24 protein-coding genes and 1 pseudogene are annotated in these 22,118 nt (G+C 69.6%); 11 read left to right on the top strand and 14 right to left on the bottom strand.

Features of this window, described 5'->3' with window-relative positions; translation table 11 throughout:
- Positions 1-44: 44 nt before the first annotated feature.
- Positions 45-872 (bottom strand): CoA transferase subunit A, encoded by an 828-nt coding sequence (locus tag SACMADRAFT_RS08495; RefSeq protein ID WP_009153393.1) that lies wholly within the window; start codon positions 870-872, stop codon positions 45-47.
- A 209-nt stretch (positions 873-1,081) separates the two neighbouring features.
- Here SACMADRAFT_RS08495 and SACMADRAFT_RS08490 point away from each other — a divergent pair, with 209 nt between their 5' ends.
- On the top strand, positions 1,082-2,056 hold the full coding sequence (locus SACMADRAFT_RS08490) for a 2-hydroxyacid dehydrogenase (protein ID WP_009153392.1): 975 nt from the start codon (positions 1,082-1,084) through the stop codon (positions 2,054-2,056).
- Positions 2,053-3,202, top strand: a pseudogene (locus SACMADRAFT_RS08485) (glycerate kinase). Before SACMADRAFT_RS08490 ends, SACMADRAFT_RS08485 begins: the two are co-directional and overlap by 4 nt.
- On the opposite strand, the gene SACMADRAFT_RS08480 reads toward SACMADRAFT_RS08485, so the two are convergent.
- From SACMADRAFT_RS08480 to SACMADRAFT_RS08465, 4 genes are all read right to left on the bottom strand, one after another.
- Positions 3,192-4,376, bottom strand: coding sequence for a zinc-dependent alcohol dehydrogenase (locus SACMADRAFT_RS08480; protein WP_009153391.1), 1,185 nt, complete (start codon positions 4,374-4,376; stop codon positions 3,192-3,194). The pseudogene SACMADRAFT_RS08485 and the gene SACMADRAFT_RS08480 sit on opposite strands and share 11 nt — an antisense overlap.
- A gap of 353 nt (positions 4,377-4,729) precedes the next feature.
- Positions 4,730-5,023 (bottom strand): HesB/IscA family protein, encoded by a 294-nt coding sequence (locus SACMADRAFT_RS08475; protein ID WP_009153390.1) that lies wholly within the window; start codon positions 5,021-5,023, stop codon positions 4,730-4,732.
- 88 nt (positions 5,024-5,111) lie between these two features.
- On the bottom strand, positions 5,112-5,765 hold the full coding sequence (locus tag SACMADRAFT_RS08470) for a UdgX family uracil-DNA binding protein (RefSeq protein WP_009153389.1): 654 nt from the start codon (positions 5,763-5,765) through the stop codon (positions 5,112-5,114).
- Positions 5,762-6,226, bottom strand: a complete 465-nt coding sequence (locus tag SACMADRAFT_RS08465) for a hypothetical protein (protein ID WP_009153388.1) — start codon at positions 6,224-6,226, stop codon at positions 5,762-5,764. The genes SACMADRAFT_RS08470 and SACMADRAFT_RS08465 overlap by 4 nt, the downstream gene beginning before the upstream one ends.
- 271 nt (positions 6,227-6,497) lie before the next feature.
- Between SACMADRAFT_RS08465 and SACMADRAFT_RS08460 the strand changes: the two genes are divergently transcribed.
- From SACMADRAFT_RS08460 to SACMADRAFT_RS28460, 5 genes are all read left to right on the top strand, one after another.
- Complete coding sequence (locus SACMADRAFT_RS08460) at positions 6,498-6,917, top strand: anti-sigma factor antagonist (protein ID WP_009153387.1); 420 nt, start codon at positions 6,498-6,500, stop codon at positions 6,915-6,917.
- A gap of 249 nt (positions 6,918-7,166) precedes the next feature.
- Positions 7,167-7,532, top strand: coding sequence for a YidH family protein (locus tag SACMADRAFT_RS08455; RefSeq protein WP_009153386.1), 366 nt, complete (start codon positions 7,167-7,169; stop codon positions 7,530-7,532).
- The gene (locus SACMADRAFT_RS08450) at positions 7,529-7,828 is read left to right on the top strand and encodes a DUF202 domain-containing protein (protein ID WP_009153385.1); all 300 of its coding nucleotides are present in this window, start codon (positions 7,529-7,531) and stop codon (positions 7,826-7,828) included. Before SACMADRAFT_RS08455 ends, SACMADRAFT_RS08450 begins: the two co-directional genes overlap by 4 nt.
- A gap of 211 nt (positions 7,829-8,039) precedes the next feature.
- Positions 8,040-8,681: an RNA polymerase sigma factor ShbA gene (gene shbA, locus SACMADRAFT_RS08445; protein WP_009153384.1), complete on the top strand. Its 642-nt coding sequence runs from the start codon at positions 8,040-8,042 to the stop codon at positions 8,679-8,681.
- Between the two features lie 291 nt (positions 8,682-8,972).
- Positions 8,973-9,491, top strand: a complete 519-nt coding sequence (locus SACMADRAFT_RS28460) for an ANTAR domain-containing protein (protein ID WP_009153382.1) — start codon at positions 8,973-8,975, stop codon at positions 9,489-9,491.
- Here the strand turns inward: SACMADRAFT_RS28460 and SACMADRAFT_RS08435 are convergent.
- From SACMADRAFT_RS08435 to SACMADRAFT_RS08425, 3 genes are all read right to left on the bottom strand, one after another.
- Entirely contained in the window at positions 9,488-10,474 is a 987-nt protein-coding gene (locus tag SACMADRAFT_RS08435) for a TIGR03557 family F420-dependent LLM class oxidoreductase (RefSeq protein ID WP_009153381.1), read from the bottom strand. The genes SACMADRAFT_RS28460 and SACMADRAFT_RS08435 overlap by 4 nt on opposite strands.
- A 42-nt stretch (positions 10,475-10,516) precedes the next feature.
- Positions 10,517-10,816 (bottom strand): WhiB family transcriptional regulator, encoded by a 300-nt coding sequence (locus SACMADRAFT_RS08430; protein WP_009153380.1) that lies wholly within the window; start codon positions 10,814-10,816, stop codon positions 10,517-10,519.
- Between the two features lie 75 nt (positions 10,817-10,891).
- On the bottom strand, positions 10,892-11,083 hold the full coding sequence (locus SACMADRAFT_RS08425; protein ID WP_009153379.1) for a hypothetical protein: 192 nt from the start codon (positions 11,081-11,083) through the stop codon (positions 10,892-10,894).
- A gap of 65 nt (positions 11,084-11,148) precedes the next feature.
- On the opposite strand from SACMADRAFT_RS08425, the gene SACMADRAFT_RS08420 reads away from it, so the two are divergent.
- Positions 11,149-12,174, top strand: a complete 1,026-nt coding sequence (locus SACMADRAFT_RS08420) for a sodium:calcium antiporter (protein WP_009153378.1) — start codon at positions 11,149-11,151, stop codon at positions 12,172-12,174.
- Here SACMADRAFT_RS08420 and SACMADRAFT_RS08415 read toward each other — a convergent pair.
- Positions 12,138-13,658 (bottom strand): flavin-containing monooxygenase, encoded by a 1,521-nt coding sequence (locus SACMADRAFT_RS08415; RefSeq protein ID WP_009153377.1) that lies wholly within the window; start codon positions 13,656-13,658, stop codon positions 12,138-12,140. The genes SACMADRAFT_RS08420 and SACMADRAFT_RS08415 overlap by 37 nt on opposite strands.
- A 74-nt stretch (positions 13,659-13,732) precedes the next feature.
- Between SACMADRAFT_RS08415 and SACMADRAFT_RS08410 the strand changes: the two genes are divergently transcribed.
- Together SACMADRAFT_RS08410 and SACMADRAFT_RS08405 are read left to right on the top strand one after the other, a co-directional pair.
- Positions 13,733-14,431, top strand: a complete 699-nt coding sequence (locus SACMADRAFT_RS08410; protein WP_009153376.1) for a TetR/AcrR family transcriptional regulator — start codon at positions 13,733-13,735, stop codon at positions 14,429-14,431.
- The gene (locus SACMADRAFT_RS08405; protein WP_009153375.1) at positions 14,415-15,590 is read left to right on the top strand and encodes a saccharopine dehydrogenase family protein; all 1,176 of its coding nucleotides are present in this window, start codon (positions 14,415-14,417) and stop codon (positions 15,588-15,590) included. Before SACMADRAFT_RS08410 ends, SACMADRAFT_RS08405 begins: the two co-directional genes overlap by 17 nt.
- Before the next feature lie 12 nt (positions 15,591-15,602).
- Here SACMADRAFT_RS08405 and hemW read toward each other — a convergent pair whose 3' ends face one another.
- From hemW to SACMADRAFT_RS08380, 5 genes are all read right to left on the bottom strand, one after another.
- Positions 15,603-16,814 (bottom strand): radical SAM family heme chaperone HemW, encoded by a 1,212-nt coding sequence (gene hemW / locus SACMADRAFT_RS08400; RefSeq protein WP_009153374.1) that lies wholly within the window; start codon positions 16,812-16,814, stop codon positions 15,603-15,605.
- A 39-nt stretch (positions 16,815-16,853) separates the two neighbouring features.
- Entirely contained in the window at positions 16,854-18,083 is a 1,230-nt protein-coding gene (gene fxlM, locus SACMADRAFT_RS08395; protein ID WP_009153373.1) for a methyltransferase, FxLD system, read from the bottom strand.
- A gap of 94 nt (positions 18,084-18,177) precedes the next feature.
- The gene (locus tag SACMADRAFT_RS08390; RefSeq protein WP_040925605.1) at positions 18,178-19,110 is read right to left on the bottom strand and encodes an ArsA family ATPase; all 933 of its coding nucleotides are present in this window, start codon (positions 19,108-19,110) and stop codon (positions 18,178-18,180) included.
- The gene (locus SACMADRAFT_RS08385; RefSeq protein WP_009153371.1) at positions 19,101-19,373 is read right to left on the bottom strand and encodes a cory-CC-star protein; all 273 of its coding nucleotides are present in this window, start codon (positions 19,371-19,373) and stop codon (positions 19,101-19,103) included. Before SACMADRAFT_RS08385 ends, SACMADRAFT_RS08390 begins: the two co-directional genes overlap by 10 nt.
- Entirely contained in the window at positions 19,370-21,094 is a 1,725-nt protein-coding gene (locus SACMADRAFT_RS08380) for a carbon starvation CstA family protein (RefSeq protein WP_009153370.1), read from the bottom strand. The genes SACMADRAFT_RS08385 and SACMADRAFT_RS08380 overlap by 4 nt, the downstream gene beginning before the upstream one ends.
- Before the next feature lie 84 nt (positions 21,095-21,178).
- On the opposite strand from SACMADRAFT_RS08380, the gene SACMADRAFT_RS08375 reads away from it, so the two are divergent.
- Positions 21,179-21,979 carry a hypothetical protein gene (locus SACMADRAFT_RS08375; protein ID WP_009153369.1) on the top strand — a complete coding sequence of 267 codons (801 nt, stop codon included), beginning with the start codon at positions 21,179-21,181 and terminating at the stop codon, positions 21,977-21,979.
- Positions 21,980-22,118 lie beyond the last annotated feature (139 nt).

Genomic DNA, 22,118 nt, shown 5'->3' with positions numbered 1-22,118 from the left:
TTCGTCGGAGGTGTAGGCAGGCGCAGCCGGCCGTGTCGTCGTGGTCACTTCGCCTTCACCTCCGCGCCTGTTGCGAACACCTTCTCGCGAACCCACTCCTGGAACGAGTCCCTCTTTCGCCCAATGGAATCCCATTCCTCGTAGTAGGCGTTGTCGCGCTCGTAGTAGCCCTGCGCATACGAGGGATGCGCCCCGTGCGGCACTTCGGCCACGCACGTCACCGCCCAGCTGGGCAGGATGACCTGGCCGGGCACGGGCTCGAGTTCGTCGACGACCTCCTCGACCGTGACGAGGCTGCGACCGGACGCGAGCACGGCCTCCTTCTGCACACCGACGAGGCCCCACATCTGCACGTTGCCCGCACGGTCGGCGCGCTGTGCGTGAATCACCGCGACATCAGGGTTCAGCGCGGGTACCGCGGCCAGCCGCTCGCCGGTGAACGGGCAGGTGATCTGCTTGATCGTGCCGGTGTGCTTGGGCAGGTCGGTACCGGCGTAGCCGCGCAGCACGGCGAACGGCAGCCCGGAGGCTCCGGCCACGTACCGGTTGGCCATACCCGCGTGACTGTGCTCCTCGATCTCCAGCGGCACCGGCCAGCCGTTCTGCACCGCGTCGCGGAACCGGTGCAGCGAGCCGACGCCCGGGTTGCCGCCCCAGGAGAACACCAGCTTGCGCGCGCATCCGGCGCCGATCAGCTGGTCGTAGATGATGTCGGGCGTCATCCGCACCAGCGTCAGGTTCTCGCGCCGCTGGCGGATGATCTCCTGGCCCGCCGCGTGCGGGATCAGGTGAGTGAACCCTTCCATGGCGACCATGTCGCCGTCGTGCACCAGCCTGCCGACCCCGTCGGCGAGCGAGACGATCTCAGCCACGTTGCCACACCCTTGTTCGCATTCCGCACACACGTTCTGTATATGAACATTAGCCAGCCCGTCGGTCGCCCGTCAACGCGACTGCCACGCCACAATCAAGCAGTTCCCATCGCGGTGATCGCAACTAAGGTGAGGCGGCAACGGCAAACGGCAACGGCAACGGCAACGAAGAACGCAGTCCGGAACCAGTGACGCTTTGGGAGCGGCGAATGGCTGGCGCATCGCCTCGGATCGTGGTGACAAGGGAAATCCCGCAAGCGGCGCTGGACCTGCTGCGCGAAGTCGGCGACGTGTGGTGGCCGCAGCCGGACAGAGCGCTCTCCCCCAGCGAACTCCACGAGGTGGTCGCCTGCGCCGACGCGGTCGTCAGCACGCTGCAGGATCGCATCGATGCCGCGTTCGCCGACGCGGCGGGACCGAGCCTGCGGGTGGTGTCCACCGTCGCCGTCGGTTACGACAACATCGACGTTCCCGCGCTGACCTCCCGAGGCATCGTCGTCACCAACACCCCCGGCGTGCTCACCGACGCCACCGCCGACCTCGCGTTCGGCTTGCTACTGGCCGTCACGCGCAGGCTCGGAGAGGGTGAGCGGCTACTGCGCTCGCGCACACCGTGGTCGTTCCACCTCGGGTTCATGCTCGGGTCCGGGTTGCAGGGCAAGACGCTGGGCATCGTCGGCCTCGGTCAGATCGGGCGCGCGATGGCCCGCAGGGCGCTGGCCTTCGGCATGGACATCCGCTACAGCGGGCGGCGAAGGGCCGACGAAGCGATCGAACGGGAACTCGGCGCCACGTACCTGCCTTTCGAAGAACTGCTGAGCAGCAGTGACGTGGTTTCGCTGCACTGCCCGCTGACTGCGAGCACGCACCATCTCATCGACGCCGACGCGCTGGCGAGAATGAAACCGTCCGCATACCTGATCAACACCACTCGAGGCCCGGTGGTGGACGAGTCCGCACTGGCCAAGGCACTCGCCGACGGCGCCATCGCCGGTGCAGGGCTCGACGTCTTCGAGAACGAACCCGAGGTCCATCCCGACCTGCTGGAACTGGACAACGTCGCGCTGGCCCCCCATCTCGGCTCGGCAACCGTCGAGACGAGAACCGCGATGGCCACCCTCGCCGCACGCAACGCCGTCGCCGTGCTGTCCGGTGAGCAGCCGCCGACCCCGGTGCGGGGGTGAGCGCGGTGCGCGTGGTGGTAGCTCCGGACAAGTTCAAGGGCAGCCTCACCGCTGTCGAAGCCGCCGAGGCGATCGCCGAGGGGGTCCGTGCAGCGGACCCGGCCGCCGAGGTGACACTGTGCCCGGTGGCCGACGGCGGCGAGGGCACCCTCGACGTGCTGTTCGCCGCGGGAGCCAAGCGCGTGGACCTGCGCGTGCGGGGTCCGCTGTCGCAACGGGTCGACGCCTGGTACGCCGTGCTCGACGGCACGGCCTACATCGAGTCGGCCCGCGCCTGCGGCATCGAACACGTCAAACCCAGCCCGCGCACGGCGCTGGCAGCGCACACCTACGGCGTCGGCGAGCTGATCGCACACGCGCTCGACTCCGGCGCCCGCCGGATCGCGCTCACGGTGGGCGGTACGGCCAGCACCGACGGTGGCGCGGGCATGCTGCTCGCACTCGGGGCGAGGATTCTCGACGCAGCCGGCGAGCAGGTGGACCTGGGCGGGGGCGCGTTGCGAGCGGTGGCCGAAGTAGACCTCGCCGGGGTGCGCGACCGGCTCGGCGACACGGTGGTACGGGTGGCCACCGACGTCACCAACCCGCTGCTCGGGCCCAGGGGCGCCGCGGCGGTGTTCGGACCGCAGAAGGGCGCCGGACCCGGCGAGGTGGACGAGTTGGAGACGGCGCTCACCGCGTGGGCCGAGGCGTTGCGGCGCGCGGGCGCGCCCGCCGTCGCCGACCGCCCGGGAGCGGGAGCGGGTCGGCGGAGTGGCGGGCGGGGCCATGGCTGCGCTGGCAGCGCGAGCCGAGTCCGGTTTCGACCTCGTCGTCGAACTCACCGGGGTGGAGGCCGCACTGCGTGGCGCGGACCTGGTGATCACCGGGGAAGGCTCGCTGGACAGCCAGAGCCTGGAAGGAAAGGCACCGGCCGGGATCGCGGCACGTGCCCGCGCGAACGGCGTCGCGGTGCTGGCACTGGCGGGCAGGATCACGCTGACCGCCGACGAACTCGCGGCGGCAGGCATCACGGGCGCGACAGCCCTCGTCGACCACGCGCCGTCGGTGAGGCACGCCCAGCGCCACGCGTTCGGGCTGCTACGCGACCAGGCCACGGCACTCGTTCGAGCCTGGCTCGACCGCGACCGAGGCGCTACGGCTTGAGCACGACCTTCACCGCACCGTCCTGCTTCTTCTGGAACATCTCGTAGGCGTGCGGCGCGTCCTCGAGCGGCAGCCGGTGGGTGGCGAGGTCCTCGACGCCGAGCGGGTCACCGTCGCCGGTCAGCAGCGGCATGATGTCGTCCACCCATGCCCGGACGTTGGCCTGTCCCATGCGCAACTGCACCTGCTTGTCGAACAGGTTCATCATTGGCATCGGGTCGAGCATTCCGCCGTATACACCGGACAGTGAGATCGTTCCACCGCGCCGCACGACGTCGATGGCGAGGTACAGCGCGCTCAACCGGTCGACGCCTGCCTTCTCGGTGAGCTTGGCCGCCACCGCACTCGGCAGCAGGCTCACCAGCTGTTGCGCCATGCCCGCCATCGGCGCACCGTGGGCCTCCATCCCGACCGCATCGATCACCGAATCGGTGCCCCTACCGTCGGTGCGGTCGCGGATGGCGTCGGCGATGTGCTTGTGCCTGCGCAGGTCCATCACCTCGACGCCGTAGCGCTTGGCCAGTTCCAGCCGCTCGTCCACCAGGTCGACGCCGATCACCTTGCCCGCGCCCCGATACTTGGCGATGCGCGCCGACATCTGGCCGATCGGGCCGAGCCCGAGCACGGTTACGGTGCCGCCCTGCGGAATCCCGGCGTACTCGACCGCCTGCCAGGCGGTGGGGACCACATCGGACAGGTAGAGGAACCGCTCGTCCGGCGGTCCGGAGGGTACCTTGATCGGACCGAACTGTGCCTGCGGTACCCGCAGCCGTTCGGCCTGGCCGCCGGGAACGTGGCCGTAGAGCTTGGTGTAGCCGAACAGCGAGCCACCCTTGCCGTACTCGCGCACCTGGGTGGTCTCGCATTGCGAGTACAGTCCCTGGTCACAGTAGAAGCAGTGGCCGCACGCGATGTTGAACGGCACGACGACCCGATCACCGCTGGCGAGGCCTTCCACGGCGGACCCGACTTCCTCCACCACCCCCATCGGCTCGTGACCGAGAATGTCTCCCTGCTCCATGAAGCTGCCCAGCACCTCGTACAGGTGCAGGTCAGAGCCACAGATTCCGCTGGAGGTCACCCTGATCACCGCATCGGTCGGCTCCAGCACGCGTGGGTCGGCGACATCCTGCACGCGGATGTCACGCTTACCCTGCCAAGTCACGGCTCGCATCGACGTTTCCCTTCCCGAGGTTCGCAAAGGTCGCTCTGGTTGATCGCCGTCAGCCAACTCGCGCGCCTGCCACGCGCGAACCAGAAACATCTCGTGCGAGTCGATCCACTCGAGACAGGACTCAGGACAGACCGGAAACGGCGGCGGGTCACCTCAGGTCAGGTAAGGCCACCGTGATCGGTGCCGGGCCGGCGACACGGCCGGCTTCGGGCGAGGGAAGCGCACCGCATCGCCGGGCACAGAACGCGGCGGCGAACCAGCGCTCGGCCACCAGGAAAGGAAGGCCGCGGCTCGGTCATCGGTGGTCACCTCCTGGTAGCGGCGTACCACCGATGACCAGCGGCCAAACGGTGTCAGCCCTCCTGTTGCATCACTGCGAAGTTGAGCTGGCCCTGCTCGTCCTGCTGGACATCGAGGACCTTGTCGTCCAGGAACGTGGCCGCCTGGGGCTCCAGGAACACCCTGGCCCCGCTGTCGGTGCCCAACACCTGGTCTCCGTCTTCGGGCGCCGGTGCGATGGAGAGCGCGAGCTGCGCGCCCGACTCGTTCTCCTCGCGTACCGCGAACCGCAGCCCGGCCGCTTGCTGGCCGTCCTGCGACGTCAGTGCACTGATCGCCTCGGCGGCAGCGTCGGTCATGGCGAGCATGTCGGTGTTTCCCTTCGGTTGCTTGCAGCTGCCACCCTCCACCGTAGGCGTGCCCGCTCGAAAGCGCTGCCCCGGCCACGCAGCCGGGTCAGATCGCTTTCGCCACGACCCGCAGGTCCGCGGTGAGCTCGGCATACGCTCGCCTGCGGTCCTCCTCGGGCGCACGCAGCACAGCGGAGGGATGAACCGTCGCGAGCGCCGTGTTCACGCCGCCAGGGTGGCCGGGCAACTCGAGCAGTTCGCCCCGTCGCGCGCTGACCCGGAAGTCGAAGCCCAGCAATGCCTGCGCCGCGGTGGCGCCGAGGCACACGACGACCTCGGGTCCGACAGCCTCCAGTTCGGCCAGCAGCCACGGCTTGCAGGCCACGACCTGCGACCTGGACGGCTTCTTGTGGATTCGCCTGCTGCCCCGCTCGGCGGGGGTGAAGCGGAAATGCTTGACGGCGTTGGTCACGTAAACGACACCACGGTCGATACCGGACTCTTCCAGCGCGCGGTCGAGCAGCCCGCCTGCCGGGCCGACGAACGGCTCGCCCGTGCGGTCCTCCCGGTCGCCGGGCACCTCCCCCACCAACATCACCCGCGCGTTCTCCGGACCGGCTCCGAACACCGCCTGCGTGGCATCGCGGTACAGGTCGCAACCTCGGCACCCGTGCGCGGCGTTGCGCAGCGCGGCGAGGTCGGCCGCGGCAGGTAGGTAGTGTTGCGCGCCCTCGTGCCCACGGGGTGAGCGCTGGTTCACTCCGGCTCGCTCTCCGGCTCGCGGACGGAGTCGGCTACCGAGCCCCCTGGCTCGTCGGCGCTCTGCCCCCTACGCGCGGTTTCGGTGTCCGGTTCGATCGGTTCGTCGTAAGGCGGTACCGGCTCGGTCGTCTCGGTGAGATAGTCCACAGTGTCGTCCAGATCCGCTGGCGGTGTGTCGCCGACAGGCCGGTCGGGCACGCTCGGCTGCTCGACGTCCGGCCGCTCCTGGCGCACCCGCTGCTCGAGCGACTCGCCCTCCCGCTGTTCGGCGGGCGTCATGCCGTAGCTGGTGGCCTCGCTCCAGCGCTCAGGAGGTTCGACGCCCTCCTCCAGCGGGTCGACGCGCAGGCGGTCCTCGTCGAGGTCCTCCGCGCTGCTCAGCGCCGCGGGATCGGTTTCGGCGCTGTCGGGCGCGCCGGTGTCCTGTGGAGGGGTGACCGGATCGCTGCCGTCGCTCATTCAGCTTCCTCCCTACAGCTGCCAACGGCTGAGGTAGCGCTTTACCCAGGCGCGGCGCCGCATAAACAGGATGACCAGGCAAAGTCCGTGTGAAGCCAGCACCGCCACTCGCTTGCGTATACCGTGGGAAGCTTCCTACCGTGGGACTGGCGGTTGAGCAGACAGCCGCACGGGGCGGGCATTGACTAACCCGGCGCTACGCGAAACCCCGCGCTGACGCTCTCCGCAAAGCCCGCCTTCGCCCCTGCCCGATAGCTACGGAGGGACGACAGTGCGTAGCAAAGATCAAGACATCATGACCACTCAGTCGACCGCTAAGACCCTGCCCGGGTCAGTTGAAGCACACGGCATGCGTATCGAGGCCGAACAGCGGTCGAGTGACGTGGTGCTGGTGCGTGTGTCGGGCGAGGTCGACCTGCTCTCCGCCCCCGAACTCCGCCGCTGGGTCCGGGAAGCGATCAGTCCCGGCATCGGTGTCGTACTCGAACTCGACGGGATCGGGTTCCTCGGCTCGGCGGGCCTTTCGGTGCTGGCCGAACTCTGCGAGCAGGCAGGCCGCGAAGGTCTGCGGTGGGCGATCGTGGCCACCAAGCGGGTGGTGCTGCGCCCGCTCGAGGCCACCGGACTGGTCAGCCAGATGTCGGTGTACGGCAGCACGGAGGACGCGATCCACGCGGTGACCACCCAGTAACAGGCGGTAGCCCAGCGGCCCCTTCACCTATTGCCGAAGTGTCCGGATTCACAGTGTCGTGAGGCCGTGGCAGGGTGCAGGGCATGGCCGAGAACCGCTGACGCGGCGGCTCGGCCGTGCCCGCGCCGCGCTGCGGTCCGCCACTGTGTGACGGATGCCGCGCGACCCCTTCCACCAGCACACCCGGCGGTATGGTTCGGTCCAGCCGCAAAGATCGTGGGCGTGCGCCCGTGGGACGAGGGTGATCAGGTGAGCGACAACGCACCGGCCGAGCACACCGAGCCTGCCGAGACCGAGCCGGACTACCGATTCACCCTCGCCAACGAGCGGACGTTCCTCGCCTGGATTCGCACCTCGCTCGGGCTGGTCGCGGGCGGGGTCGCGGTGCACCAGCTGGTCCCCGGGCTCGCGCCTGCTCCCGTGCGCAACTCGCTGGCGGGCATACTGATCGCGCTGGCCGCCGTGCTTGCGGCGACCAGCTATCCGCACTGGCGCAGGGTCCAGCTGGCCATGCGGCGCGGCGGGCAGCTACCCCGGAGCCCGCTGATCATCCTGCTGGCCGCGGGCGTGCTCGTGATCAGCGTGTTCGCCGCCGTGCTGGTGATCACCGAATGACCGACGGGCTACAACCGGAACGTACCGGCCTGGCCTGGCAGCGCACCGCGCTCGCGGCGGGAGCCGTCACGCTGATCCTGATACACAACGCCTCGCGGTCGGGCTGGGGGGCGTTCACCGTCCCGGCTGCCATCTCGGGCACCGCGGCAGTGCTGCTGGCCATCGGCGGCACGGTCCGGGAACGCGCGTTCGAACGCGGCGACACCGCCTCGCCGTCGAGGGCCGTCCTTCCCGCACTCGTCGCCTTGCTCATCGCCTCGGCGGCCGTGGCCAGTTTCATCACCCTGTTGCTCTAGGGGTTGTTCACGGGGTGTTTTCCAAACGAGACCCGGAAAGTTTTTGTTGATATCTGGATAACCCGGTCGAAGCCGCCTAGGATCACACACAGTGGTCAACGGACTGGCTGGCTCCCCCGCACCTCTTGTTCGTGGCCTCGCCCCGTAAATACACCGGCTGCCCTCACCCCGGCGGTGGCCGCGAATCGTCTTCATGGCTTGGGAGCCGGCTATGGACAGTGTCGTTGTCGCGACCGAAAACACCCACACCTCTACAGCTCGGTTGCCTCGGCAGCGTGACAACCCGCTACGGCGACCCGACATCGACCGCGTCGTCTCCGAGGCGGCGCGGGGGGACTCGAAAGCGATCCGGCAACTGATCGCGCTGATCACGCCGATCATCACCCGTTACTGCCGGGCCCGGCTCGGCCTGCGCGACCTGGCCTACGTCTCGGCTGACGACGTCGCGCAGGAAACCTGCTTCGCCGTGCTGCGCGCCCTGCCCAACTACCAAGATCGTGGCGGTTCGTTCCTGTTCCTGGTCCACGCCATCGCCTCCAACAAGGTGTCGGACGCATACCGGCTGGTCTCCCGCGACCGCAGCGAACCCACCGCGGAGGTGCCCGAGCCGACCACCAAAGACAACGAACCCGAGCGGCGCGCGCTCAACGCAGACCTCGGTCACCGGCTCAACCAGTTGCTGGCTCGGCTGCCGTCGACCCAGCGCGAGATCCTGATCCTTCGGGTGGTGGTGGGGCTTTCCGCGACGGAGACGGCGCAGGCACTCGGCCTGTCCCCGGCAAACGTGCGTACCTCCCAGCACAGGGCACTGGCCCGGCTGCGGGCACTGATCAGCCGGGAAGGCGAGTTCTGAGGGGCGGCGTCAACGCAGGTTTGCACGATCTTTAGAGTTGTCGTGAAGCGGTTGAGCAGACAGCCGCAGCGCGCCAGGCACATCCGGGAGGGCGACGACAACGCCTGGCGCTCGCGCGAAGCGAGAATGCTGTGTGCCGCCGCCGCGATCTTCGACGCTGGCCGCCGCTTCACGGCGTCCTCGGCTTCGCGCGTGTTGTCGCGCCCGCAGACAGAGGGAGCCGCTATGAAGCCAGAGCAGAACGTGCCAGTGTCGCCTCGCGACCGCGCGCGCTGAACAGGCGGGACGCGCGTGGGCCACACCACGGAAAACCAACAGTGGGAGTTCGCCGAAGAGGACGACCTGCGTAGCCAGGTGGCGCGCCTGCAGGACGAGCTCACCGGACTGCGTCGCGCACTGCGCACCAGAGCGACCATCGAGCAGGCGATGGGAGTGCTCGTCGTCGCGCACCGATGCTCGCCGCAACAAGCTTTCCGTGTGCTTGTCCGGCTGTCGCAGCAGCACAACATCAAGCTGCACCGAATCGCGCAGGTGCTCGTGCGGCTGGCCTCGCGGGTCGAACCCGCACAGATCGAACCTCTGCTGCGCCGCGCCGTGGACACCGGCTCGGTGCCCGTGGAGGCGGCCGTGGCCACCTCCGAACCGGAACCCAACACCGATCAGATCGTGCTCGACCTCGCCCGCAGGCTCGTCGACGCCAAGGAGACCGACGAGATCGAGCGGACGATCACCGCGTTGTACGAACTGCTGGTGGAACGGGGGTGGGTTCCCCCCTACGAGGTGCTGGCCGGCCTCCGCGTCGAGGCCTAGTTCCTCGGCGCCGCCTCCCGCAGCGCGGGCAACAGGTTGCGGGAGGCGGCGTCGAAGAACTCGTCCTGGTGCTGTCCACCGATCTGCACGAGCGCCAGATCCGTGAAACCGGCCTCCCAGAACGGTTGCGCCGACTTGACCACCCGCTCCACGTCGGACCCGCACGGGATGGCAGCCGCGACGTCATCCTTCGTCACGAACTGGGTGGCGCCCGCGAAAGCCGCGGTCCCCGGCAGTTCGGCGTTGACCTTCCAGCCGCTGCCGAACCACCGGAACTGCTCGTGGGCCCTGTCCACGGCGGCCGTGGTGTCGTCGTCCCAACACACCGGCAGCTGCGCGATCTTGCGACTCGGCTCCTCACCCGCGTCCGCGCGCTGCGCGTCCCACCCACGGCACAGCTGCGGCTGCGGCTGTACCGCGATCATCGCGTCGGCCACCGGGGCGAACCGGCGCACCGACTGCTCGCCGGAAACCGCCACCCCGATGGCAGGCCGCACCGGCGGCAGATCCCACAGCTTGGCCGAGTCCACCCGGTAGTGCTCACCGGAGAAGTTGGTGTAGCCGCCGTCGAACATTGAGCGGATGATCCGCACCGCCTCGCCCAGCATCTCGTGTCGCACGTTCACCGGCGGCCAGCCGTGACCGACGATGTGCTCGTTGAGGTTCTCCCCCGCTCCGAGGCCGAGCAGGAACCTGCCGTCCGACAGCAACTGCACCGTCGCGGCCTTCTGCGCCACGACGGCCGGGTGGTACCGCATCGTCGGGCACGTGACGAACGTCGCCAGCTCCACCCGGTCGGTCACCTGCGCGACCGCTCCGAGCACGCTCCACGCATAAGGTGCGTGGCCCTGCGAGTCCAGCCACGGCGAGTGGTGATCGCTGATCACCTCGAAGTCGAAACCGGCTCGCTCGGCCGCCGACGCGTGCCCCACCAGCTCCCGCGGGCCCGCCTGCTCGGTGAGCAGGGTGTATCCGAAACGCACTACTCCCCCTGTTCGGTCGGCGTCTCGACAGGTTCAGCTGGTTCAGCTCGCGGTGGGCTGTAGCTTCTTGCGCCTGGCGATCGCGTCCCTGCGCTCGGTCTCGTCGAGGCCTCCCCAGACTCCGAACGGCTCCTGCACGGTCAGTGCGTGATGCCTGCACTGAACGATCACCGGGCACGTACGGCAGATCTCCTTGGCCCGTGCCACCCTGTCGGCACGGGCGAACCCACGCTCCCCGTCCGGGTGGAAGAACACGGAGCTGTCGAGGTTGCGGCAATTGCCGTGTCGCTGCCACTCCCAGACCTCGGCGACAGGAGTGGGCAGGCGGGACGTGTCCGCCATCGGTGTAATCACCTCCGTGCTCTTGATGAACCGCGTTGCTGCGGCCGTGTACCCCAGTTGCGAGAACCTCACACCTCAGGTAGCCGGCCGGTTCTCGTCTTCTTCGTCGAGCGGGACCGGGGCGGCTTGCTCGGCGACGTCGGCGGGGTTGGCCTCGAGCGGAACCCGCATGCCTGCCCGGTCCGCATCCGGCTCTTCCCCACCGCGTGCGGGTTCGCGCTGCTCCTCGGCGTCGGCCTCGGGCACCAGGTCCTGGTTCTCGGTCATGATCGGGTACGTACCCAGCCTCGCCGGTTTCCAATCCGACCGTCTCGGGGTACACCACGGCCACCGTGAACGTGATCAACAGCACCTGGCCGGTCGTCCCGTCGATCGCTGTCCTCGCCGTCGCCGCCGCCGTCATCGGGGTGTTCGGCGTGCGGCTGGCCGGAGTCGTCGACCGCCTCGCCGACCGCACCGGCCTCGGGGAAGCGATCGCGGGCATGGTGTTGCTCGCGGCATCGACCTCGCTGGCCGGGCTCGTGGTGAGCATCCTCGCCGCGACGTCGGGCAACGCCAGCCTGGCCATGAGCAACTCGGCGGGCGGCATCGCCGCCCAGACCACTTTCATCGTCGTGGCCGACCTGGCCTACCGCAGGGCGAACCTGGAACACGCCGCCGCCTCGCTCGCGAACGTGTTCAGCAGCCTCGTGCTGATCGTGATGCTGGCGATCGTGCTGCTCGGCACCACCTCGCCCGAGGTCGCTCCGCTGGGCGTGCATCCGGCGACCGTGCTACTGGTGCTGTGCTACCTCTACGGCCTTTCGCTGACCCGCAAGGTCGGCCGGGACCCGATGTGGCGGCCTGCGAGAACCTCGGCGACCCGCGAGGACACCCCGGACCAGACGGATTCGACCGAGCGGCTGCCCGTGCTGTGGGCCAAGTTCGCGGCCCTGGCCGGGGTGATGCTGGTCGCGGGCTTCGGCGTTGGCCGGGCCGGGGTGTCGATCACCGAGCACGGCGCGCTCTCCGGCACCGCGGTGGGGACGCTGCTGACGAGCGTGTCCACCTCGCTGCCGGAGCTGGTCACCACCCTGGCGGCGGTGCGGGCGGGTGCGCTCACCCTGGCCGTGGCGGGCATCGTCGGCGGCAACACCTTCGACCTGCTGTTCATCGCCGCCGCAGACGTCGCCTATACCGGCGGCTCGCTGTACCACGCCCTCACACGCACCGACGAGTTCGTACTGGCGTGGACGATGCTGCTGGTCGGGATCATCGCGGCCGGGCTCGTTCGGCGGCAGCGAGGCGGCATCGGGTTCGAGGGGATCGCCGTCCTGCTGACCTACGTCGCGGGGCTGGTGGTGGTGTCCATCGGCTGAGCGGCTCGCTTCATCCCCGGGGTGCGGAAGTGGAAGTCGCCGGGGTCCACGCGGCGGGTACGCAGCCAGTACTGCCATGTGAAGCCGGGCCAGATGGTGCGGTTGACGCCTCGGGAGTCGAGGTACCAGCTTCGGCACCCGCCCGTCGACCACACACCTTTGGCGAGCTTGCGCTGGATCTCGCTGTTGAAGCGGCGCTGCGCCCGTTCGCGCACCTCGATGGCGGCGGCTCCCCGCAGCCCGGCGAGCCGGATGGCCTCGGCCACGTAGCGGATCTGCGACTCGATCATGAAAACGACCGAGTTGTGGCCGAGCCCGGTGTTGGGTCCCAGCAGCAGGAACAGGTTGGGGAAGCCGGCCACGGTGATCCCGAGGTGTGTCTGGATGCCCTCGGACCGCCACAACGTCGCCAGGTCGCGGCCGTTGCTGCCCTGCACGTCGAGGTGTTCCAACGCCTCGGTGACCTTGAAGCCCGTGCCGAAGATGATCGCGTCGGCCGGCCGCTCGACGCCGTCGCCGTCCACGATCCCGCAAGGGGTCACGCGGCTGATGCCTGTCGTGACAAGCTCGACGTTGTCCCGGGTCAGCGCGGGGTAGTAGGTGTTGGAGCCCAGTACCCGCTTGCAGCCAAGGGTGTAGTCGGGGGTCACCTTCCGCCGCAACTGCGGGTCGGGGATCTGCCGCTCGATGTGCCGTTTCGCCAGCCGCTCGCCGAGTTTCAACAAGCCGGGACGGCCGTTGAATCCGACGGCGAAGCTCTCGTTGAGCCAGTACAGCGCGGCGCGATACGCCGCAAGAGCGGCAGGGAAGCGGCGGAACAGCCGCTTGCGCCGCCGCGGAATCTCTCCCTCCGGCCTCGGCAACACCCACGGTGGTGTGCGCTGGTACACCTCCAGCCGTGCCACGCGGGGCGCGATCTTGGGCACGAACTGGACGGCGCTGGCGCCGGTGCCCACCACCGCCACCCGCTTGCCCTCCAGCGGGTAGTCGTGGTTCCAGCGCGAGGAGTGGAACGTGGTGCCCGTGAAGTCCTCGATGCCGGGTAGCGCCGGGAGGTTCGGTACGTGCAGCGCACCCGTGCCGTCCACGAGGAAGGTACCGCTGAACTCCTGGCCAACGGCGGTACGCAGGCGCCAGCGGCAGGCGTCGTCGTCCCAGCGGGCGCCGGTGACCTCGACTCCGAACCGGATGTGCTCGGCGACGCCGTGGTCGTCGGCGACTCTGCGCAGGTATCGCCAGATCTCCGGTTGCTCGGAGAACGACCTGCTCCAGTCCGGGTTCTGCGCGAAGGAGAAGGAGTACATGTGCGAGCGGATGTCGCAGGCGCAGCCGGGATAGGTGTTGTCGCGCCAGGTTCCACCGAGGTCGTCGGCCTTCTCCAGGATCACGAAGTCGTGCCTGCCCGACTGCTTCAGCCGGATGGCCATGCCGAGGCCGGAGAACCCCGAGCCGATGATCACCACTCCGGTCGCCACACCGTCCATGACCGCACCGCCTCGTCGGGCCCGAGCTTTACCGGTTACCGCCGGTATCCGTTACCTGGCGTACTATCCGGCTCGTGGCAGAGGGTGTCAACCGCCGGGACGGTCGAGCGGAACGGTGGCGCGACCACCGCGCCGCCCGTCGCGCCGCCTTCGTCGACGCGGCGTTCCGCGCGCTCGACGAACACGGTCCCGACGCCGGAATGGCTCACCTCGCCCGCGCGGCCGGGGTGTCGAAACCACGGCTGTATCGCCATTTCGCGGACAAGGCCGACCTGGTCGCCGCCGTGGCCGAGCGCGTCGTGTCGCTGGTGCGGTGCCGCCTCGAACCGGCGCTGCGAGAACCCGCGCCGCCACGCATGCGGGTGCGCGAAGGAGTACGCGCCTACCTCGGCGTCGTCGCGGAGCACCCCAACGTCTTCCGCTTCCTGTGCCGCCACCGCTACGCCGAACAGGCGTCCAGGGACCGCCAGGTCGCCGCGGCGGTGATCGCCGCGATGCTCACCGACCAACTGGGCGGGTTCGGCATCGAGTCGGACGGTGTGCGGCCGTGGGCCCACGGCCTCGTCGGCGCCGTGGAAGCGGCGGGCAGTTGGTGGCTCGACCATCCCGGGATGGACATCGAGCAGGTCACCGACCACATCACCACGCTCGTGTGGGGCGCGCTGGAAGCGGCGTTGCGGGAGGAAGGGGTGCCACCCGGCGGCGGGTCCCACGGCACCGGCAACACACCACAACCGGCGAGAGGAAGGCAGGCGCATGGCAGCCGATCGTGAACACGACCTGGTGCTGTTCGGGGGCACGGGCTTCACCGGCACGCTGACGGCGGAATACCTGGCACGCCACGCACCCCAGGAGTGCCGGTGGGCGCTGGCAGGCCGCAACCGGGGCAAGCTCGAGGCCCTGCGCGACCGGCTGGCCGCGATCAACCCCCGGTGCGCGTCGCTTCCGCTGCTGCACGCCGACGTCACCGAACCGAACTCGCTGCGCGAGGTGGCCGGGTCCGCGCGCGGCGTGGCCACCACGGTCGGCCCGTACCTGCACTACGGCGAACCGCTGGTGGCCGCGTGCGCGCGGGAGGGCACCGACTATGTCGACCTCACCGGCGAACCGGAGTTCGTCGACCGGATGTACCTGTCCCACCACGAGACCGCCCGCGAAAGCGGCGCCCGGCTGGTGCACGCGTGCGGCTTCGACTCGGTACCGCACGACCTCGGCGTCTACTACACCGTGCGGCAGTTGCCCTCCGGCGTGCCGCTGACCGTGCAAGGCCAGGTGCGGGCGCGCACCGAGTTCTCCGGCGGCACCTACTCCTCGGCGCTCACCGCGTTCTCCCGCGCTCGGCAGATGGCGCGAACGGCAAGGCAGCGCAGGGCGGTCGAGCCGCGCGCCGACGGCAGGCGCGTCCACCTGCCCGGCTGGCCGCCGAGCAGGGACCGCGACACCGGCAACTGGCTGGTTCCGCTGCCGACGATCGACCCCAGCATCGTGGGCCGCTCCGCGGCCGCGCTCGATCGCTACGGCCCCGACTTCACCTACCGGCACTACGCGGCGGTGAGGCGGCTGCCCACGGTCGTCGCGGCGGGCCTGGGGCTCGGGACGCTCGCACTGCTGGCGCAGCTGCCGCCCGCTCGCCGGGCGCTGGCGGGGCTGCGCAAGCCCGGCGAGGGACCCAGTCATGACAAGCGGTCGCGGTCGTGGTTCAGCGTGCGCTTCGTCGGCGAAGGCGGCGGTGAGCGCGTCGTCACAGAGTTCGCGGGCGGCGACCCGGGCTACGACGAGACGGCGAAGATGCTCGCCGAGTCGGTGCTGTGCCTGGCCTTCGACGACCTGCCCGACACCTGCGGCCAGGTCACCACCGCGGTGGCGATGGGCGATGCGCTGCTGGATCGGCTCACGGCCGCCGGCATGACGGTAAGGGTGGTGAGCCGGTAGCGGGCAGGGTGATCACGACGTCACCAACCTGCGCACCACGGCGTCGGCGAGCAGCCTGCCGCTGTCGGTCAGTACGGCCCTGCCCCGCCGCAACGCGGGCGACTCCAGCAGTCCCTCGGCCGCGGCGGCGCGGGCCTGCCGGATTCCTGCCTCGTCGAGCGCGTCGAACGGCAACCCCTCGGCCAGCCGCAGTTCGAGCATGATCCGCTCCAGGTGGCGATCGGCCGCGGTGAGTTCCTCGCTACCCGCGACCGGCGGCTGCGACCGCTCCAGCAGTGCCGCGTACCGTGCCGGGTGCTTGACGTTCCACCAGCGCACCCCCGCGATGTGGCTGTGCGCGCCGGGACCGGCGCCCCACCAGTCGCCGCCGAGCCAGTACCCGAGGTTGTGCGCGCACCGTGCCCGCGGGGAGGCCGCCCAGTTGGACACCTCGTACCAGTGCAGCCCCGCCTGCCGCAGGGTGTGGTCGATCAGCTCGTAGTCGGCGGCGAGCACGTCGTCGTCCGGAGCGGGAAGCTCGCCCTTGCGGACGCGTCTGGCCAGCGCCGTGCCCTCCTCCACGATCAGCGCGTAGGCGGAGACGTGGTCCACCCCGGCGCTGAGCACGGCCTCGAGCGAGGCACGCAGATCCTGGATGCGCTCCCCCGGTGTGCCGTAGATCAGGTCGAGGTTGACGTGCTCGAACCCGGCGGCGCGTGCCTCTCGCGCGGCCGCGACGGGACGGCCGGGGGTGTGCACCCGGTCGAGCGCTCGCAGCACGTGCGGCGCGGCCGACTGCATGCCCAGCGATACCCGCGTGTAGCCCGCCTCACGGATGCCCGCGAAGAACTCCGGGGAGGTCGACTCCGGATTCGACTCCGTGGTCACCTCCGCCCCCTCGGCCAGCCCGAAGGACTCGCGCACCGCGTCGAGCACGCGGCCGAGCCCCTCGGCGCCGAGCAGTGAGGGTGTGCCGCCACCGACGAACACGGTGTCGGCGCGGGGCGGCGAGCCCAGCATCCGCGCGGCCAGCTCCAGCTCGCGCCGAAGCCCGGTCAGCCACGAGGCGGGTGAGGCGGCCGAACCCAGCTCGCCCGCGGTGTAGGTGTTGAAGTCGCAGTAGCCGCAGCGGGTCGCGCAGAACGGCACGTGCACGTAAACGCCGAACGGGCGCTGCCCCAGCCCACGCAGCGCGGACTCGGGCAGCGTGAACACCGGCGCGGAGCTTGCGGGGACCTCGACCACGCCTTCCAGTGTGGCATTGCCCCGACTTCCGTCGGCCGGCTACAGCCAGCCGACCGCGATGGGATTGTGGGGCCGGTCGAGGAAGAACCGGCCGTGGTCCGGGTCGGTCGAGCCGCTTGCCGGGGCTGCGATCCCGAACCGGACCTGCCGGTTTCGGTGTCGCTCGCTCCAGGCGCGAACTTCCTCGGCGACGCGGGTGGTGAGGTCGGCAGGGTTGTCGCCGTGGCCAATGACACCGACCTCCATGATCCGGCCGCCGCTCGCGGTGTGTCCGACGGCACGCCACGTCAGGTAGGCGAGCTCGCGATCGCCGGGCACGGCCATGGTGCTCGCACGGAACATCGGCTGCACCGCGCCGGCATCGATCGCGGCCGGCTCGACCGACATCGAGCACACGCCGGTGTCCAGGACGCACGCCAGCCACAGGTAGAGCCACTCCAGTGACTGCATGGGACCGAAGGTGACACCGGTCCACACCTCGAACCGCGACCGGTCGAGAACCCCCGCCAGACCGGCGGGATCGAGCGCGTGTTCCTGGTTGAGCAGCAGCTTCACCGCCGCGTCGGAGGTCAGCGCAACCCGGCGCCGTGGGTCGTCGGCGATCCCGTCACGCAGCGGCACGAACCCGCACATCTGGTGGTCCACGCTGCGCCAGCGGCCGTTGTCACCGCGCTCGAACGCGATCGAGCGGGACACGCTGCCGCGGATTCGCACGGGCACCACCAGCCTTCCGTCCGGTGTGAGCTGCCCGAGCCAGGCGTCCGGGATGCCGTAGGCGCCGACGGTGGCCAGGATCCGGTCGAACGGGGCACCGGCCGGATGCCCGAGGGCGCCGTCGGCGAGCACCACCTCCACGTTGCCGACCCCGACGGCCGCCAGCCTGCGCCGAGCGTTGTCGACGACGTCGGGATCGACGTCGATCGCCGTCACCTGCCCGCCGGGCCCGACCAGGCGTGCGAGCAATGCTGCGTTGTAGCCTGCACCGGCGCCGATCTCCAGCACCCGCTGACCGGGCCGAACCGCGAGTTGCCCAAGTTGCAGCGCCACGATCGACGGGTGCGAGAGGCAGCTCAGGACCTCGCCGTCGGCGGCTCGTTTCGTCACGACGATGTCTGGTGCGTAGGCATCCTCGATCGCCGCGTCCGGCACGAAGTGGTGTCGCTCCACCGAGCGCAGCGCGCGTTGGACCTGCTCGTCAACGGCGTAGCCCGCGGCTTCGATCTGCTTGACCATCGCGTCCCGCAGCAGTTCGGGAGAAGTCACGTTCATCGGCACCTCGCTCAATCGCGGCGATGCCGATTCTGGCTCGGCACCCCGACAATCCCGCGGCGCCGATTCGCCGGGAAACGCCGCCCGCCTGCGGTCAGGAGTCCATTCCCGCCCGGTCGAGCAGGTCGGCGAGGGTCCGCAATTCGCCCAGTCCGGTGAGCGCGCCTGCCAGCAGCGGCACCTCGATCACGCCCACGCCGTCGAAGCGCTCCCGCACCCGAGCCAGCACCTCCTGCTGCTGTGCCCTGCGGCGGGCGAGCACTCCGGTCTCCTCGGCAGGAAGCACCCGGTTGACGATCACGGCAGCGAGCCGCATCCCGCCTTCGACCAGGGTGTCGGCCGCGCGCAGGGTCTCGGCCAGCGGTAGGTACTCGGGCACGAGCACGAGGTGCACCCGCGCGTCGGCGGCCAGCCGCTCGCGCATCCACTCCATCCGCGCCCTGCGGGCATGCAACCGTTCCAGCAGCGGATCGGGTTCGTCCCTTGCGTCCCCGAGCATCCCGGCTACCAGCCGGTCCAGGCCGCTGGCCTGCTCCCGCTGCCGCGCCAGCCCCTCGATCCACGGGGTGAGCAGTTCCGGCAAGGTCAGCAGCCGCAACATGTGACCGGTGGGTGCGCTGTCCACCACCACCCGATCCCAGCGATCGCCGAGGCCCTCGACGAGTTCGGTGAGCCGGTCCAGCAGCGCGGACTCCAGCGTCCCCGGAGCCTGCGCAGCTCGCGCGAGATGCCGCTCCACGGCGGGCAGCACCTCCAGCGGCACGGCGTGCCGGGCGTCCTCGGTGATCTCTGCGACACGCCGCTTCGCCTGCCGCTCCCCACTGATCTCGGCCGCCCACAGCCCCGAGGTGACCTCGGCAGGCTCGTCGCGGATCGGTGTCGCCAGCGCGTCACCGAGCGAGTGAGCGGGATCTGTGGACACCACCAGCGTCCGGTGGCCGTTGCGCGCCTGCGACAGCGCGTAGGCCGCTGCCATGGTGGTCTTGCCGACGCCGCCCTTGCCGCCGAAGAAGCGGATCAACAACACACTCCTGGATCTCCGAAGCTTTCCCTGCCCATCCGGCGGTGCCAGTCGTGCACGTCGGCGACCAGGTAGGGGATGAGATCCAGTGTCTCGTACGCGACGGGGTTGTCCACGCCGAGCGACTCCAGCATCACCAGGGCGCGCAGCGTGTCCTGCTGCTTGCGCGCCTCCCGCCGCAGCCCCTGCCGCCAACGGGCGACGAACACCTGGTCGTGGCTGGTCTCCACCCGTCGCCAGGTGGAGACCAGCCAGGACCGGACGCTCATTTCTCCGGTTCCGGCTCCGGCTGCGGGCTCGGCGCCTCGGTACGGGAGGTCCAGCTCTTCCACAGCGCGATCGCGGCCTCGGCGATCAGCCAGATCGCCAGCAGGAAGATGATCGCGTCCAGCGGCGCGAGCACCCACTGCTTCTCCTCGATGAAGTTGCCGAGGTTCTCCACGAGCGCCCAACTGGTCATCGCCAGCAGGAACACCAGCGGAATGAGTACGGCGAGCGGGTTACGCCGGTTCCTGGTCACCCACACCGCGATGACCGCGAGCGCCAGACCGGCCGTGAGCTGGTTGGTGGTGCCGAACAGTTGCCAGAGCACACCGAAGGTGTAGCCCTCGTCGCCGCCGCCGGGCAGCAGCGCCATCACCAGCGGCACGAGCACCGCGATCGCCGTCGCCACCGTGATGTTGCGCGAGATGGCCCTCGCACCTGCGATCTCGGCGATCTCCTGCACGATGTAGCGCTGCAGGCGCACCCCGGTGTCCATGGTGGTGGCCGCGAAGCTGATCACCACGATCGCCGCGAAGATCACACCGATCGAAGCGGGCACCCCGATGTTGCCCGCGAAGTTGGCGATGCCCTGCACGAAGTTGCCCGCCGCGCCACCGGAAGCGGTGGAGAAGTCGGAGTACAGCTCGTCCCACTCCGCCGTGGTCGCCACCACGCCCGCGGTGGCGGCCAGGATCGACGCCGTGGCGAGCGAGCCCTCGCCCACGGCACCCATGTAGCCGACATAGCGGGCGTCGGTCTCCTTGTCGAGCTGTTTCGACGTCGTCCCCGACGACACCAGGCTGTGGAAACCGGAGATGGCCCCGCAGGCGATGGTGATGAACAGGAACGGGAACCAACTCGGTGAGCCTTCCGGGGTGTCGTTGAACGCCGGGGCGACGATCTGGTCCATCCCGACGATGATGCCGAGGCCCACCACACCGAGTGCGATGAACAACTGGTGGGAGTTGATGTAGTCGCGCGGCTGCAACAGCACCCACACCGGAAGCCGCGAGGCGATGAAGGTGTAGGCGAACAGCAGGATCACCCAGAGGTTGCGCTCGGTGAACAGGCCGTCCTCGGCTGCGATACCGGCCAGCGAGATCGGCAGCACCTGGCCGAGCAGGATCGACACGTACAGCAGGATGACCCCGACGATCGAGGGGATCAGCGCCGCGCTGCGCGTGCGGTAGACGTACTGGCCGATCCCGATCGCCAGTGGGATCTCCAGCAGGATCGGCAGCACCGCCTCCGGGTTGGCGACGAAGAGGTTGCCGATCACCACGGCGAACACCGCGTTCACCAGCGTCAGCAGGAAGAAGATGATGAGCAGGAACAGCGTGCGCGCCCGCTTGTTCACCACTTCCTTGGCCAGCGTGCCGATGCTCTTGGCACGGTGGCGCACCGACACCACCAACGCACCGAAGTCGTGCACGCCCGCGGCGAAGATGGTGCCCAGCACCACCCAGGCGAGCGCCGGTCCCCAGCCCCAGAACACGGCGATGGCAGGCCCCACGATCGGCGCCGCCCCCGCCACCGAGGTGAAGTGATGGCCGAACAACACGTGCTTGTTGGTCGGCACGAAGTCGATCCCGTCACGCATGCTGTGCGCCGGGGTCTCGAAGGCGGGGTCGAGGGCGTACACCTTCTTCGCGAGGTACGCCGAGTAGTAGCGGTAACCGAGGTAGAACAAGACGGCTACAGCTATTGCGACGACGATGGCAGGCATGCCGATCTCCACAGACACCGTTAGCAAGGCTTCTGACGGACGGCACCGTAACAGCGACTTGACCTTCTGGTAAGAGCTACGGTGATGAACGCGTTGATTCCGTTATGGCGGCGAGCGATCACGGCAGAGGTCTGCTGGCTCACCGCCGAGGGCGACCCCGCCGCGGTCGCGGCCACCCCGTTGCTCGACCGCGATGTGCCCTGCGTGGCGCTGCCCTACTCCCGTGCGGGCGAGGTGGCCGGCCTGCGAGACGCCGAGCAGGTCGCCTTCGCCGTCACCGACTCGCGCTCGCTGCGCCCCGGCGTGCCCGCGATGGCGGTGGTGGGAGCTGTCAGTGTCCTCGATGACACCGAAGGTGACCACTTCGTGGTCGAGTTGCTGAAGCAGGAACTGGTCAAGTTCCCGCCCACGCGAACGCTGGCGGACAGCCCGTTGCTGTGCAGGGAGAACTGGTGGTGGCTGCCGCGGCTGATCATCCGCCTGGAACGGGTCACGCGACTGCTGGAACTACCGCCCCGCACCAACCCGGCACGGCACGGGCTGCTGGTACGTGAGCGAGATGCGACGCTGGCGCCGGGAGTGGTCGAGGTGCTCGACGGCCGGCACGACCGGCTCCCGCTGCGCGACGCCGGAGGAAAGGCGCTGCGCGGTGACGGCGGACCGGCGCTGGTCTTCGGCTACGACTACTCGATGCCCGACCTGGAACGCTGGGAGACGTGGTCGCGCGGCGGCAGGCTGCTCGGCGACGAACTCGTCGTCGAGCGGCGGTCGGGGTCGCCCGACGCCGACCTGTCGCCGCTGTCGCTGCTCGGCCGGGTGCGCAGGCAGCGGGAGATGTCGCGGGAATGCAAGCGCAACATTCTAGCGGCACAACGGCGCGGGTGAGTCCAGACTTCTCAGCATGCGGGCGGCCGTGGACCACGCTTCGGGCACCGTGGCAGTCTGACCCGGTGACTACAGCAGGTGTGTCCCTCGTGGTGCGGCGCCACGTCGACTACCTGCGCGTCTCCAGCAGTCTCTGCCG

Origin of the sequence: Saccharomonospora marina XMU15 (genome assembly GCF_000244955.1) — a bacterium.
Taxonomy (GTDB): Bacteria; Actinomycetota; Actinomycetes; order Mycobacteriales; family Pseudonocardiaceae; genus Saccharomonospora_A; species Saccharomonospora_A marina.
This window is presented reverse-complemented; position numbering and strand designations above follow the sequence as displayed.

Excerpts from the sequence above, each read along its gene's own strand:
- SACMADRAFT_RS08380 (WP_009153370.1), bottom strand. The coding sequence starts at position 21,094 with ATGCCTGCCATCGTCGTCGCAATAGCTGTAGCCGTCTTGTTCTACCTC.
- SACMADRAFT_RS08415 (WP_009153377.1), bottom strand. The coding sequence starts at position 13,658 with ATGGACGGTGTGGCGACCGGAGTGGTGATCATCGGCTCGGGGTTCTCC.
- SACMADRAFT_RS08385 (WP_009153371.1), bottom strand. The coding sequence starts at position 19,373 with ATGAGCGTCCGGTCCTGGCTGGTCTCCACCTGGCGACGGGTGGAGACC.
- SACMADRAFT_RS08430 (WP_009153380.1), bottom strand. The coding sequence starts at position 10,816 with ATGGCGGACACGTCCCGCCTGCCCACTCCTGTCGCCGAGGTCTGGGAG.
- SACMADRAFT_RS08480 (WP_009153391.1), bottom strand. The coding sequence starts at position 4,376 with ATGCGAGCCGTGACTTGGCAGGGTAAGCGTGACATCCGCGTGCAGGAT.
- SACMADRAFT_RS08465 (WP_009153388.1), bottom strand. The coding sequence starts at position 6,226 with ATGAGCGACGGCAGCGATCCGGTCACCCCTCCACAGGACACCGGCGCG.
- SACMADRAFT_RS08425 (WP_009153379.1), bottom strand. The coding sequence starts at position 11,083 with ATGACCGAGAACCAGGACCTGGTGCCCGAGGCCGACGCCGAGGAGCAG.
- fxlM (WP_009153373.1), bottom strand. The coding sequence starts at position 18,083 with ATGAACGTGACTTCTCCCGAACTGCTGCGGGACGCGATGGTCAAGCAG.
- SACMADRAFT_RS08375 (WP_009153369.1), top strand. The coding sequence starts at position 21,179 with ATGAACGCGTTGATTCCGTTATGGCGGCGAGCGATCACGGCAGAGGTC.
- SACMADRAFT_RS08475 (WP_009153390.1), bottom strand. The coding sequence starts at position 5,023 with ATGCTCGCCATGACCGACGCTGCCGCCGAGGCGATCAGTGCACTGACG.
- SACMADRAFT_RS08405 (WP_009153375.1), top strand. The coding sequence starts at position 14,415 with ATGGCAGCCGATCGTGAACACGACCTGGTGCTGTTCGGGGGCACGGGC.
- shbA (WP_009153384.1), top strand. The coding sequence starts at position 8,040 with ATGGACAGTGTCGTTGTCGCGACCGAAAACACCCACACCTCTACAGCT.
- SACMADRAFT_RS08490 (WP_009153392.1), top strand. The coding sequence starts at position 1,082 with ATGGCTGGCGCATCGCCTCGGATCGTGGTGACAAGGGAAATCCCGCAA.
- SACMADRAFT_RS08450 (WP_009153385.1), top strand. The coding sequence starts at position 7,529 with ATGACCGACGGGCTACAACCGGAACGTACCGGCCTGGCCTGGCAGCGC.